Consider the following 12,636-nt stretch of genomic DNA (forward strand, 5'->3'; position numbering starts at 1 on the left):
AACGATTACCGGTCGCCGGTCGTCAGGGAAAGACTGGCGGCGTGAACCTTAAATGGTGTCCAAGAATACTTGACCAGTTCAAGCCCGCTCCCACATTGGTGCCTGACTTATCCTGAAGACCGCCGATTTACCGTTTTTTTCACATGCCATCCGGATAATTCCGAAGAATGCGGCATCTGAGCCAGCCATTCCCCAGCCCGAATCCCCGGAACGCAATTACCGATGGCCAAGACCCAAGTACTGCCCCACGCCAAATCTGCCCCCCGCTCCCGCTTTGCCCTGCCTTGGTATGTCTGGTCGCTGCTGGCCGTGGCCGCCTATGGGTTGGCGTTTGCGATGCATTGGGATGACCGGGGCCGACTTTGGGTTGCGGAACACTTTCAAAGCCCCGCTCAGCGCCAGGAAAGCGTCTGGCTACCGGACTATACGGCGGTGATCGATGCCAAGCCGCTCCCGGGCATGGAGAAGGATGAAGCGTCCGATGTGACCTACAACCCACAGACCAAGACCCTGTTTGCCGTCATGGGCAAGAACCCGTTCCTGGTGGAGCTGACCTTGCAGGGCGATGTGCTGCGCAAGATGCCTTTGGTGGGCTGGAGCAATCCGGAAGGGGTGTCTTTCATGGAGAACGGACTGCTGGCCATTACCGACGAGCGAAGCCACACGCTGTCGATCGTCCATGTCGACGCCAATACGCACGAACTGAAAAAGAGCGATTCCCCTCTCTACGATCTTGGCCCTTCAAAGAACCAGAACAAGGGCTTCGAAGCGGTTGTCTGGGACCCACGCAACCAGCAACTGGTGCTGGGCGAAGAACGTCCGCCAACATTGTTCACCTGGAAAAGCGATGGCAGCCTTTTGCTCAAGGGCGACAAACAGATCCATGTCAGCAATGAACTGGACCTGCGCAACCTCTCGGCCCTGGCGATAGACCCTCGAACCGGCCACATGCTGGTGCTTTCGGCCGATTCGCACCTTTTGCTGGAACTTGATGAAAAAGGCCAGCAGGTCAGTTTCATGACCTTGCTGGGCGGCTTCAACGGCCTGAAGGGCACCATCCCTCGCGCCGAAGGTGTCACCATGGATGAAGCCGGCAATGTGTACATGGTCAGCGAGCCAAACCTGTTCTATCGTTTCGAGAAACAACGCTGACAGCGCAACTCTGTAAGGCAATTCCTCCTTCGCTGTAGGGTGTGGCACACAGCCATTAAGCTTCAGTTCAGGCAGTCGTGGTATTTCCAACCACCTGTTCTTACCCGAGCCCACCCCATGCGTCGACTTGCCCGCCCCCAACCCTTGATCCTGATGTTACTGGCAATCGCCCTGATCGTCCTGATTGCGGCGGGCCAGTATCTGCGCCTGTTCGAACGGGCCTGGTTCAACTTCAATACACTCTGGCAACCCACCAACGAGCAGGCCATCGCCCTGGACCAGTACCGGGTCACGATGGAGGCCCAGGTGATCGAAGGCCTCGACGACGTGTCGGCACTGACGTTCGATCCGGTACGCAAGAGCCTGTTCACCGTCACCAACAAGAATGCCGAACTGATCGAGCTGTCACTGGACGGCAAGATCCTGCGCCGCGTGGCACTGATCGGTTTCGGCGATCCGGAAGCCGTGGAATTCATCAGCGAGAACATCTACGTCATCAGTGACGAGCGCCAGCAGCGGCTGATCAAGATTCACCTGGACGAAGACACCCGGTTTCTCGACGCGGCCGACGCCGAACAAATGACCCTCGGCGTGCATATGAGCAAGAATAAAGGATTCGAGGGATTGGCCTACGACTCAGTGGGCAAGCGGCTGTTCGTAGCGAAGGAGCGCGACCCGATGCTGATTTATGAAGTGCAGGGCTTTCCCCATCACAATTCGGAAAAGTCTTACGCAGTCCACGTCATCAACAACCCCAAGCGCGATGCCGGACTGTTCGTGCGGGATCTGTCGAGCCTGCAATACGATGAGCGCAGCGGCCACTTGCTGGCATTGTCTGATGAGTCGCGGTTGATCATCGAACTGGATATCGACGGGAAGCCCCTGAGTACCCTGTCATTGAGCAAAGGTCGTCAGGGACTGCAGAAAAATGTGCCACAGGCCGAAGGCATTGCCATGGACGATGACGGCACCCTTTATCTGGTGAGCGAGCCGAATCTGTTCTATGTGTTCAAGAAACCACAGCCCTGAACCACCAGAACCCATGTGGGAGCGGGCTTGCTCGCGAATGCGGTGGGTCATTCAACGGGTAAATGACTGATCTAATGCATTCGCGAGCAAGCCCGCTCCCACAGGAAAAGGTACCAGGCACCTGTCACCGATTCATTCGGCCCGCAGGGTCTTCACCCCTTCCGCCGTGCCCAGCAACAGCACATCCGCCGGACGGGCAGCGAACAAACCGTTGGTGACCACGCCGACGATGGCGTTGATCTGGCTTTCCAGTTCCGTCGGGTTGGTGATTTGCAGGTTATGCACGTCCAGGATGATATTGCCGTTATCGGTCAGCACGCCCTCGCGATACACAGGGTCGCCGCCCAGCTTCACCAGCTGGCGAGCCACGTGGCTGCGAGCCATCGGAATGACTTCGACCGGTAGCGGGAACGCGCCAAGCACCGGCACCAGTTTGCTGGCGTCGGCGATGCAGATGAAGGTCTTGGCCACCGCTGCGACGATCTTCTCGCGGGTCAGGGCTGCACCACCGCCTTTGATCAGGTTCAGGTGTGCGTCGCTTTCGTCGGCGCCGTCGATGTAGAACTCCAGGTCGCTCACGGTGTTGAGCTCATATACCGGGATCCCGTGGCCCTTCAGCCGTGCGGCGGTGGCTTCGGAGCTGGCAACCGCCCCGTCGAAGGCACCCTTATGCTGCGCCAACGCATCGATGAAGCAATTGGCCGTGGAGCCGGTGCCGACCCCGACGATGCTCTTGTCATCCAGTTGCGGAAGGATGAGGTCGACGGCGGCCTGGGCCACGGCCTGTTTGAGTTGATCCTGGGTCATGCGGGCTCCGAAAACGGGCAGGGAGTAAAGAGGGGCGCGAGTATAACCCAACAAAACCTCGGGATTCGTGTGGTCGCCCGGCCAAAAGCCGGGTTAGACTCCCTGACCCTGCCCAACCCGCCCAGTGATGCTTTCCGATGCTCGAACAGTACGTCAAAAAGATCCTCACCTCGCGCGTCTACGACGTCGCCGTAGAAACCCCGCTGCAGACCGCTCGACAGCTTTCCGAGCGACTGGGCAACAACATCTGGCTCAAACGCGAAGACTTGCAGCCGGTGTTCTCATTCAAGATCCGCGGGGCGTACAACAAGCTGACCCAGCTCAGCGATGAAGAACGTTCACGGGGCGTGGTCACGGCGTCGGCGGGCAACCATGCCCAGGGCCTGGCCCTGGCCGCCAAGGTCCTGGGTGTGAAAGCTACCATCGTGATGCCCAAGACCACCCCGGAAATCAAGGTCGAAGGCGTGCGCTCCCGTGGCGGCAAAGTGGTGTTGCATGGCGACTCGTTCCCCGAGGCCCTGGCCTATTCGCTGAAACTGGTCGATGAAAAGGGTTACGTCTATATCCATCCCTACGACGACCCCCACACCATTGCCGGGCAGGGCACGGTGGCAATGGAAATCCTGCGTCAGCATCCAGGGCACCTGGATGCGATCTTCGTTCCGGTGGGCGGTGGCGGACTGATTGCCGGGATCGCGGCCTACGTGAAGTACCTGCGCCCTGAAATCAAGGTCATCGGTGTCGAACCCGATGACTCCAACTGCCTGCAGGCCGCCATGGCCGCTGGCGAGCGGGTGGTATTGCCCAGCGTCGGGCTGTTTGCCGATGGCGTCGCCGTGGCGCAGATCGGCCAGCACACCTTTGATATCTGCAAGCACCACGTTGATGAAGTCATTACCGTCAGCACCGACGAGATCTGCGCCGCAATCAAGGACATCTACGACGATACCCGCTCGATCACCGAACCTGCCGGCGCCCTGGGTGTGGCCGGGATCAAGAAATACGTCGAGTCACGGGGCATCAGCGGCCAGACCCTGGTGGCCATCGATTCCGGTGCCAACGTCAACTTCGACCGCCTGCGCCATGTGGCCGAGCGCGCCGAGCTGGGCGAAGGGCGCGAAGCAATCATCGCGGTCACCATTCCCGAGCAACCCGGCAGCTTCAAGGCGTTCTGCGAAGCCGTCGGCAAGCGTCAGATCACCGAATTCAACTACCGCTACAACACCGGCAGCGAGGCGCACATCTTCGTGGGCGTGCAGACGCACCCGGAAAACGATCCACGCAGCGCACTGATCGCCAGCCTCACCGAGCAAGGTTTCCCGGTATTGGACCTGACCGACAACGAACTGGCCAAGCTGCATATCCGCCATATGGTCGGCGGACACGCGGCCCACGTCATCGACGAGGTGGTGCTGCGCTTCGAATTTCCCGAGCGTCCGGGCGCGCTGTTCAACTTCCTCAACAAGCTGGGCGGACGCTGGAACATTTCGATGTTCCACTATCGCAACCATGGCGCGGCGGACGGCCGTGTGGTCGCCGGTTTGCAAGTGCCCCACGATGAGCGCCACCTGGTGCCGGCCGCCCTCGAAGAGATCGGCTATCCGTACTGGGATGAAAGCGATAACCCGGCGTACCAGTTGTTCCTGGGTTAACAAAGGCTAGGCTGTTGGGCACGGCTCAAGGAAATCGAACAATGGAAACGTTGACTGCGCTGAAGATCGCTCACGTCCTGGCCACTGCCCTGCTGCTGGTGGGCGCTTTGGGGCTGGCTGTCTGGGTTTGGCGGACATGCCGCCACGGCGACGACACAGCCCCTGCCCGCTTACTGCAACGCCCACGGGTGTTTGTCTGGCTGGTGATGGTGCTTGCCCTGGCGAGCCTGCCCTTTACGGGCTGGTGGATGGTTCATCAGGTCGGCTGGCCGCTGGGACAGACCTGGCTGCTGGCTTCCAGCATCCTCTACACCCTGGCGGCGCTGACGGGGTTCTGGCTGTTGGTGCGTCTGAACAAGCGGCGCAAGCTGCCGACGGCGGGCAACGGTACCTTTACCTTGGCCTTGGCGCTGTTCAGCTTTATCTGCCTGATCGCCATTGCCGGATTGATGGGTGCCAAGCCGGTTTAGGCCTGGAACCGAGTCGACTTCATCGCGAGCAGGCTCGCTCCCACAGGGGAAACGCGTTCCATTGTGGGAGCGAGCCTGCTCGCGATGACGATTTCAGTCGCGCAGACTGATCACCGGCCAACCGCGCTTCTGCGCCTCAGCCCGCAGGTTCGGGTCCGGATCCACTGCCACCGGATGCGTAACTGCCTCCAGCAACGGCAAGTCGTTCATCGAATCGCTGTAGAAATAGCTGTCTTCGAGGGAATACCCGGTTTCTTCCAGCCAGCGGTTCAGGCGGGTCACCTTGCCCTCGCGGAAGCAGGGAATGTCGGTGCTGCGCCCACTGTAGCGGCCATCGATCATCTCGCACTCGGTGGCGATCAGGGTTTCGACCCCCAGGCGCTCGGCAATCGGGGCGGTGACGAAGCGATTGGTAGCGGTAATGATCACCAGCTTGTCGCCAGCGTCACGGTGCTTCTTCAACAGTTCGATGGCCTGGGGCAACACGATGGGCTCGATGCAATCGCGCATGTAGTCCAGATGCCATTGGGCCAGCACTTCCATTTCGGTGCGACCGAGGATTTCCAGGCAAAAGTTCAGGTAGGCGGCGTTGTCGAGCTTGCCGGCCAGGTAATCCTGGTAGAACTCATCGTTGCGTGCCTTGTACGCGACGGCGTCCAGGAAGCCACGCTCACACAGGTAATCGCCCCAGGCGTGATCGCTGTCGCCGCCCAACAGGGTGTTGTCCAGGTCGAATAAGGCCAGCCGCATTGCAGTTACTCGCTGAAAATTCTGAAGAAAGGCGCTCAGAATACGGACTTTTCACAAGAGTGCACATAACCTGGGCGGGCTCGTTGCTGCTTTCACAACCTTTGTGGAACAATGCGGCGACATGCGCTTGCGAGGTTGTTGCCGTGATCGATCCCGATGGTTTCCGACCCAATGTGGGAATCATTCTTACGAATGATGCCGGGCAGGTGCTATGGGCTCGCCGTATCAATCAAGACGCCTGGCAGTTTCCTCAAGGCGGGATCAACCCGCAGGAGACGCCGGAAGAGGCTTTGTACCGCGAGTTGAACGAAGAAGTGGGGCTGGAGCGCGAAGATGTTGAAATACTCGCCTGCACTCGCGGCTGGTTGCGCTATCGTTTGCCGCAACGCCTGGTCAGGACGCACAGCCAGCCGCTGTGCATCGGCCAGAAGCAGAAATGGTTTCTCTTGCGCCTGATCTCCAACGAGCAGCGGGTGCGGATGGATTTGACCGGTAAACCGGAGTTCGATGGCTGGCGCTGGGTCAGCTATTGGTATCCGTTGGGCCAGGTGGTGACATTCAAGCGCGAAGTGTATCGACGCGCTCTCAAAGAGCTTGCCCCGCGCCTGCTGACGCGCGACTGACGACGGAGTTCGACCCCGAGCCATGCTCAATACGCTGCGCAAGATCGTCCAGGAAGTTAACTCCGCCAAGGATCTCAAGGCGGCGTTGGGGATTATTGTATTGCGCGTCAAAGAGGCCATGGGCAGCCAGGTCTGCTCGGTCTACCTGCTGGACCCCGAGACCAACCGTTTCGTGCTGATGGCCACCGAGGGCTTGAACAAGCGCTCCATTGGCAAGGTCAGCATGGCCCCCAATGAAGGCCTGGTCGGCCTGGTCGGCACGCGCGAAGAACCCCTGAACCTCGAAAACGCCGCGGACCACCCGCGCTACCGCTACTTCGCCGAAACGGGTGAAGAGCGTTATGCCTCGTTCCTCGGCGCACCGATCATCCACCACCGCCGCGTCGTCGGCGTGTTGGTCATCCAGCAAAAGGAGCGCCGCCAGTTCGACGAAGGTGAAGAAGCCTTCCTCGTGACCATGAGCGCGCAACTGGCCGGGGTCATCGCCCACGCCGAGGCCACCGGCTCGATCAGCGGCCTGGGCCGCCAGGGCAAGGGCATCCAGGAAGCCAAGTTCGTCGGCGTGCCGGGCTCGCCAGGCGCGGCCGTGGGCACGGCGGTGGTCATGTTGCCGCCGGCCGACCTCGACGTGGTGCCGGATAAAGCCATCAGCGACATCGACGCCGAACTGGGGCTGTTCAAGACCGCCATCGAAGGGGTGCGCGCCGACATGCGCGCCCTGTCGGCCAAACTGGCGACGCAACTGCGCCCCGAAGAACGCGCGCTGTTCGACGTCTACCTGATGATGCTCGACGACGCCTCCTTGGGCAGCGAAGTGACCACAGTCATCAAGACCGGCCAATGGGCCCAGGGGGCGTTGCGCCAGGTGGTGACCGACCACGTCAACCGTTTCGAACTGATGGATGACGCCTACCTGCGCGAGCGCGCCTCGGACGTCAAGGACCTCGGCCGCCGCCTGCTGGCCTACTTGCAGCAGGAGCGCCAGCAGACCCTGGTCTACCCCGACAACACCATCCTGGTCAGCGAGGAGTTGACCCCGGCCATGCTCGGCGAGGTGCCCGAGGGCAAGCTGGCGGGGCTGGTCTCGGTATTGGGTTCGGGCAACTCCCACGTCGCGATTCTCGCCCGAGCGATGGGCATCCCCACGGTGATGGGCCTGGTGGACCTGCCGTACTCCAAGGTCGACGGCATCCAGATGATCGTCGACGGCTACCATGGCGAGGTCTACACCAACCCCAGCGACGTCCTGCGCAAGCAGTTCGCCGATGTGGTGGAGGAAGAAAAACAACTGTCCCTGGGCCTCGATGCGCTGAGGGACCTGCCCTGCGTGACGCCCGACGGCCATCGCATGCCGCTGTGGGTCAACACCGGCCTGCTGGCCGACGTGGCCCGGGCGCAGAAACGCGGCGCCGAGGGTGTGGGCCTGTACCGCACCGAAGTGCCGTTCATGATCAACCAGCGTTTCCCCAGCGAAAAGGAACAACTGGCGATCTATCGCGAGCAACTGGCAGCGTTCCATCCGCAACCGGTGACCATGCGCAGCCTGGACATCGGCGGCGACAAAGCCTTGTCCTACTTCCCGATCAAGGAAGAAAACCCCTTCCTGGGTTGGCGCGGGATTCGCGTGACGCTCGACCATCCGGAAATCTTCCTGGTCCAGGCCCGCGCCATGCTCAAGGCCAGCGAAGGGCTGAACAACCTGCGCATCCTGTTGCCGATGATCTCCGGCACCCATGAGTTGGAAGAAGCCCTGCACCTGATCCACCGGGCCTGGGGCGAAGTGCGTGACGAAGGCACCGACGTGCCGATGCCGCCAGTTGGCGTCATGATCGAGATCCCGGCAGCGGTGTACCAGACCAAGGAACTGGCGCGGCAGGTGGACTTCCTCTCGGTCGGCTCCAACGACCTGACGCAGTACCTGCTGGCCGTGGACCGCAACAATCCACGGGTGGCCGACCTGTACGACTATCTGCACCCAGCCGTGCTGCAAGCCTTGCAGAACGTAGTGCGCGACGCCCATGCCGAAGGCAAGCCGGTGAGTATCTGCGGTGAAATGGCCGGTGATCCGGCGGCGGCAGTACTGTTGATGGCGATGGGCTTCGACAGCTTGTCGATGAACGCCACCAACCTGCCGAAAGTGAAATGGATGCTGCGCCAGATCAACCTGAGCAAGGCCCAGGAGCTGCTGGCGGAGGTGATGACCATCGATAATCCGCAGGTCATCCATAGCTCGCTGCAACTGGCGCTGAAGAACCTTGGACTGGCGCGGATGATCAATCCGGCTTCGAACAAGACGCTTTAGCCGGAGGCCTCATCGCGAGCAGGCTCGCTCCCACAGGGGATTTGTGTCGTTTACAAAGCCTTTTGTGGGAGCGAGCCTGCTCGCGATGAGGCCAGCACCATCAGCGCAAAACTAAACCCTGACCTCCACCTCCCCCAAATGCCCCCCATGCGGCCCGAAGCTGCGCTCGACTATATGCCGCGTCCCATCGGCATGGACGATCAACGCCGTGCTCGCCCGCGTCCCATACGCCGGGCTGGCAATGAACACACTCGACAGCAAGGTCTCGGTCGCCAGTCCTACGCCGGTGTCTGGCAAGTCCGCCACCGGGGCCGGTTGCGGGTCGTTGAGCAGCGCCAGCAGGGCCTGTGGCTGCGGATCGGCCAGCACCTCGCCCAGTGCCCTGCGGGCCTTGAGCAGTTTCGGCCACGGCGTGTTCAGCCCGGCATTCGATAAGCCGTAGACGCCTTCGGCCAATCGCTGTGGCCGGACATCGCGGGCGTTGTAGTGCCACAGCTCGCTGCCATCACCGAGCAGCAGGTTGAACCCGCCGTACTCGCCGGCACGAGGCACGATTTCGCTCAGGTAATCACCAATCGACAGATTCCCGCTCAGAAACCGCGCCACCAACTCGCCCCGCGACTTGAACGCCGGCAGTTGGCCTGGATCACGGATATTCGTCAGGGCCGCAAAGCGACCATCCGCACCGATACCGAGCCAGGTGCCGCCGGCTTCCAGGTCGCGACCGGCGTAGACCTGGGGAGCGTCGGGCCACTGGGCCAAGGGCAGGGTCGGGCGCGCGTAGAACTCGTCGCGGTTGGCCGCCACGATCAGCGGTTGGGCGTGACCGGGTCGCCAGGCAAATACGATCAGGCACATCAGGTAGTCCCGTTAACGATGCCAAACAGCTCAAAGGATAAATCGAATGCGCCTCTTTTGTGGCAAAAGGGTTTATCCGCGCAAAAGGATGTACCTGCTAATGAGCACTGTCTCCCGGCATCCATCGCCTTCAGTAGAGCCCAAGGCCATGGATCCGTTACCATGCCGCTCTTGTTTCGGGGATGGGCGGGGGGACGCTGGTGGAATTCGTGATCTATCTGCTGCTCGGCGCCTGCGCCGGGGTGCTGGCCGGGTTGTTTGGCGTGGGTGGCGGGATGATCATAGTCCCGGTGCTGGTGTTCAGCTTCACCCTGCAGGGTTTCGACCCGCAGGTATTGACGCACCTGGCCGTCGGCACGTCCCTGGCGTCGATCATCTTCACCTCGATCAATGCCGTACGTGAGCATCAGCGCAAAGGCGCGGTACGCTGGCCGATCTTCACCTGGATGACCGTCGGGATCCTGATCGGGGCCGGTTTCGGTGCAGTCACCGCCGAGGCGATTTCCGGCCCGCACCTGCAAAAGATCATCGGCGTGTTCGCCATGATCGTCGCCGCGCAGCTGGCCCTGGATTTCAAGCCCAAGGCCAGCCGCACGGTGCCTGGCAAGGCCGGGTTGACCCTGGCCGGCACGGTCGTCGGCTGGGCCTCGGCGATTTTCGGCATCGGCGGCGGTTCGCTCACCGTACCGTTCCTGACCTGGCGCAGCGTGCCCATGCAGCAGGCAGTGGCCACCTCGTCGGCCTGCGGCTTGCCGATCGCCCTGGTCAGTGCATTAAGTTTCATGATTCTGGGCTGGCACGATCCGCTGTTGCCGGCCCATAGTCTCGGTTTTGTGTATTTGCCGGCGCTGCTGGGCATCGCCCTGACGAGCATGGTCTTCGCCCGCGTTGGCGCACGACTGGCCCATCGCCTGTCGCCGCGCTTGCTCAAGCGGCTGTTCGCGGCTTTGCTGTTCAGCGTGGGCTTGAGCTTCCTGCTCTGACGCAATCCTGGCTTAATCCCAGAGTGACAGGGTCACTCAAGTATTTTTGACGTTTACGAGGAATATCAATGCTGCCTTACCCGCAGATCGATCCGGTGGCCCTGGCTATCGGCCCGCTGAAAATCCACTGGTACGGTCTGATGTACCTGGTCGGCATCGGCGGTGCCTGGCTGCTGGCGTCGCGACGGCTCAACCGTTTCGACCCGACCTGGAACAAGGAAAAGCTCTCCGACCTGGTGTTCTGGCTGTCCATGGGCGTGATCGTCGGCGGACGCCTGGGTTATGTGCTGTTCTATGACCTGAGCGCCTACCTGGCGAATCCAACGCTGATCTTCGAGGTCTGGAAGGGCGGCATGTCGTTCCACGGTGGCTTCATCGGCGTGATGCTGGCGGCGGTGTGGTTCGGCAAGCGCAACAACAAGTCGTTCTTCGAGCTTATGGACTTCGTCGCGCCGATGGTGCCGATCGGCCTGGGCGCCGGGCGCATCGGCAACTTCATCAACGCCGAATTGTGGGGCAAGCCGACCGACGTGCCGTGGGCAATGATCTTCCCGCCGTTCAGCGATCCGGCGCAGTTGCCGCGCCATCCGTCGCAGTTGTACCAGTTCGCCCTTGAAGGCGTGGCACTATTCCTGATTCTCTGGCTGTTCTCGCGCAAGCCGCGGCCGACCATGGCAGTGTCCGGGATGTTCGCGCTGTTCTACGGCATCTTCCGCTTCATCGTTGAGTTCGTCCGCGTACCGGACGCCCAGCTTGGCTATCTGGCATGGAACTGGCTGACCATGGGCCAGGTGTTGTGCCTGCCGATGATCGTCGGTGGTCTGGTGCTGATCTGGCTGGCTTATCATCGTGCGCCGGCTGCGGCGGCCAAGGCTTAAAATTCGAAACCCGAGGCGCAGGCCTCGGGCTCAAGGACACAGGTAATTCATGAAGCAATATCTCGAGCTGGTGGCGGACGTCATCGAGAACGGCACCCGGCAAGCCAACCGAACCGGTGTCAATACCATTAGCCTCCCTGGCGCCATGTTGCGCTATGACCTGAAGAAAGGCTTCCCAGCCATCACCACCCGCAAACTGGCTTTCAAATCGGCCATCGGCGAGATGTGCGGTTTTCTCCGTGGCGTCAACAACGCCGCCGAATTCCGTGCCCTGGGTTGCAAGGTATGGGACCAGAACGCCAACGAAAACACCCAGTGGCTGGCCAACCCGTTCCGCCAGGGCGAGGATGACCTGGGGGAGATCTACGGCGTGCAATGGCGCAAGTGGCCGGCCTACAAGCAGGTCCCCGTGAGCAACCCGGCGGCCATCGAGCAGACCCTGGCCCAGGGCTACCGGCAGATCGCCGAAGGTGAGGAAAACGGCCAGGCCTATGTGGTGCTGTACAAGGCTATCGACCAGGTTCGCCAGTGTGTCGATACCATCATCAAGGACCCGGGCAGCCGGCGCATCCTGTTCCACGGCTGGAACTGCGCCCAGCTCGATGAAATGGCCTTGCCGCCGTGCCATCTGCTGTATCAGTTCCACCCGAATGTCGAGACCAAGGAAATTTCCCTGACCCTCTACATCCGCTCCAACGACCTGGGCCTGGGCACGCCGTTCAACCTCACCGAAGGCGCCGCTCTGCTGAGCCTGATCGGTCGCCTGACCGGCTACACGCCGCGCTGGTTCACCTATTTCATCGGTGACGCCCACGTCTACGAAAACCACCTGGACATGCTCAAGGAACAACTCACCCGCAAGCCGTTCCCGATGCCAAGGCTGGTGATTTCCGAGCGGGTACCGGAGTTCGCCAAGACCGGCTTGTACCAGCCCGAGTGGCTTGAGCTGGTGGAGCCAAGCGACTTCTCCCTGGAAGGCTACCAGCACCATGCGCCGATGACTGCGCCGATGGCGGTCTGAAGCACACCGCTACCCATCTCTGTGGGAGCAACTGTCTTGGATGATTTATTTAGCCATTCTTTTTCAAGGCAGCAAAAGCTCTCACAGCTCTTGGCAGTGCAGATATCTGGA

The 12,636-nt window shown here is 61.2% G+C and carries 12 protein-coding genes; 9 read left to right on the forward strand and 3 right to left on the reverse strand.

The window, feature by feature from the left end:
• Window positions 1-222 precede the first annotated feature (222 nt).
• Together FBY02_RS27450 and FBY02_RS27455 are read left to right on the forward strand one after the other, a co-directional pair.
• The gene (locus FBY02_RS27450) at window positions 223-1,152 is read left to right on the forward strand and encodes an SdiA-regulated domain-containing protein (protein WP_144931601.1); all 930 of its coding nucleotides are present in this window, start codon (window positions 223-225) and stop codon (window positions 1,150-1,152) included.
• A gap of 117 nt (window positions 1,153-1,269) precedes the next feature.
• Window positions 1,270-2,181 (forward strand): SdiA-regulated domain-containing protein, encoded by a 912-nt coding sequence (locus tag FBY02_RS27455; RefSeq protein ID WP_144931603.1) that lies wholly within the window; start codon window positions 1,270-1,272, stop codon window positions 2,179-2,181.
• A 132-nt stretch (window positions 2,182-2,313) separates the two neighbouring features.
• Here FBY02_RS27455 and rpiA read toward each other — a convergent pair whose 3' ends face one another.
• A complete protein-coding gene (gene rpiA, locus FBY02_RS27460) occupies window positions 2,314-2,988 on the reverse strand; it encodes a ribose-5-phosphate isomerase RpiA (RefSeq protein WP_144931605.1) in 675 nt (224 codons plus the stop codon).
• A gap of 137 nt (window positions 2,989-3,125) precedes the next feature.
• Between rpiA and ilvA the strand changes: the two genes are divergently transcribed.
• Together ilvA and FBY02_RS27470 are read left to right on the forward strand one after the other, a co-directional pair.
• Window positions 3,126-4,640 carry a threonine ammonia-lyase, biosynthetic gene (ilvA, locus tag FBY02_RS27465; RefSeq protein WP_144931607.1) on the forward strand — a complete coding sequence of 505 codons (1,515 nt, stop codon included), beginning with the start codon at window positions 3,126-3,128 and terminating at the stop codon, window positions 4,638-4,640.
• A gap of 41 nt (window positions 4,641-4,681) precedes the next feature.
• A complete protein-coding gene (locus FBY02_RS27470) occupies window positions 4,682-5,110 on the forward strand; it encodes a DUF2269 family protein (protein WP_144931609.1) in 429 nt (142 codons plus the stop codon).
• A 93-nt stretch (window positions 5,111-5,203) separates the two neighbouring features.
• Here the strand turns inward: FBY02_RS27470 and FBY02_RS27475 are convergent, their stop codons facing one another.
• Window positions 5,204-5,860, reverse strand: a complete 657-nt coding sequence (locus tag FBY02_RS27475) for an HAD family phosphatase (RefSeq protein WP_144931612.1) — start codon at window positions 5,858-5,860, stop codon at window positions 5,204-5,206.
• A gap of 143 nt (window positions 5,861-6,003) precedes the next feature.
• Between FBY02_RS27475 and FBY02_RS27480 the strand changes: the two genes are divergently transcribed.
• Both FBY02_RS27480 and ptsP read left to right on the forward strand, forming a co-directional pair.
• Window positions 6,004-6,483, forward strand: a complete 480-nt coding sequence (locus tag FBY02_RS27480; protein ID WP_003186867.1) for an RNA pyrophosphohydrolase — start codon at window positions 6,004-6,006, stop codon at window positions 6,481-6,483.
• Between the two features lie 22 nt (window positions 6,484-6,505).
• Window positions 6,506-8,785 carry a phosphoenolpyruvate--protein phosphotransferase gene (gene ptsP / locus FBY02_RS27485; protein WP_144931614.1) on the forward strand — a complete coding sequence of 760 codons (2,280 nt, stop codon included), beginning with the start codon at window positions 6,506-6,508 and terminating at the stop codon, window positions 8,783-8,785.
• A 111-nt stretch (window positions 8,786-8,896) separates the two neighbouring features.
• On the opposite strand, the gene FBY02_RS27490 is transcribed toward ptsP, so the two are convergent.
• The gene (locus FBY02_RS27490) at window positions 8,897-9,643 is read right to left on the reverse strand and encodes an NRDE family protein (protein WP_144931616.1); all 747 of its coding nucleotides are present in this window, start codon (window positions 9,641-9,643) and stop codon (window positions 8,897-8,899) included.
• A gap of 200 nt (window positions 9,644-9,843) precedes the next feature.
• Here FBY02_RS27490 and FBY02_RS27495 point away from each other — a divergent pair, with 200 nt between their 5' ends.
• The 3 genes from FBY02_RS27495 (at window position 9,844) to FBY02_RS27505 (ending at window position 12,525) form a co-directional block, all read left to right on the forward strand.
• Window positions 9,844-10,626, forward strand: a complete 783-nt coding sequence (locus FBY02_RS27495) for a sulfite exporter TauE/SafE family protein (protein ID WP_144931618.1) — start codon at window positions 9,844-9,846, stop codon at window positions 10,624-10,626.
• A gap of 68 nt (window positions 10,627-10,694) precedes the next feature.
• Window positions 10,695-11,504, forward strand: coding sequence for a prolipoprotein diacylglyceryl transferase (gene lgt / locus FBY02_RS27500; protein ID WP_041021510.1), 810 nt, complete (start codon window positions 10,695-10,697; stop codon window positions 11,502-11,504).
• A gap of 49 nt (window positions 11,505-11,553) precedes the next feature.
• Window positions 11,554-12,525 carry a thymidylate synthase gene (locus tag FBY02_RS27505; protein WP_144931620.1) on the forward strand — a complete coding sequence of 324 codons (972 nt, stop codon included), beginning with the start codon at window positions 11,554-11,556 and terminating at the stop codon, window positions 12,523-12,525.
• Window positions 12,526-12,636: the final 111 nt, after the last annotated feature.

It is taken from the genome of Pseudomonas sp. SJZ078 (assembly GCF_007828255.1).
Classification (GTDB): Bacteria; Pseudomonadota; Gammaproteobacteria; order Pseudomonadales; family Pseudomonadaceae; genus Aquipseudomonas.

Coding starts and splice junctions, on each gene's coding strand:
- FBY02_RS27450 (WP_144931601.1), top strand. CDS start 223: ATGGCCAAGACCCAAGTACTGCCCCACGCCAAATCTGCCCCCCGCTCC.
- FBY02_RS27455 (WP_144931603.1), top strand. CDS start 1,270: ATGCGTCGACTTGCCCGCCCCCAACCCTTGATCCTGATGTTACTGGCA.
- rpiA (WP_144931605.1), bottom strand. CDS start 2,988: ATGACCCAGGATCAACTCAAACAGGCCGTGGCCCAGGCCGCCGTCGAC.
- ilvA (WP_144931607.1), top strand. CDS start 3,126: ATGCTCGAACAGTACGTCAAAAAGATCCTCACCTCGCGCGTCTACGAC.
- FBY02_RS27470 (WP_144931609.1), top strand. CDS start 4,682: ATGGAAACGTTGACTGCGCTGAAGATCGCTCACGTCCTGGCCACTGCC.
- FBY02_RS27475 (WP_144931612.1), bottom strand. CDS start 5,860: ATGCGGCTGGCCTTATTCGACCTGGACAACACCCTGTTGGGCGGCGAC.
- ptsP (WP_144931614.1), top strand. CDS start 6,506: ATGCTCAATACGCTGCGCAAGATCGTCCAGGAAGTTAACTCCGCCAAG.
- FBY02_RS27490 (WP_144931616.1), bottom strand. CDS start 9,643: ATGTGCCTGATCGTATTTGCCTGGCGACCCGGTCACGCCCAACCGCTG.
- lgt (WP_041021510.1), top strand. CDS start 10,695: ATGCTGCCTTACCCGCAGATCGATCCGGTGGCCCTGGCTATCGGCCCG.
- FBY02_RS27505 (WP_144931620.1), top strand. CDS start 11,554: ATGAAGCAATATCTCGAGCTGGTGGCGGACGTCATCGAGAACGGCACC.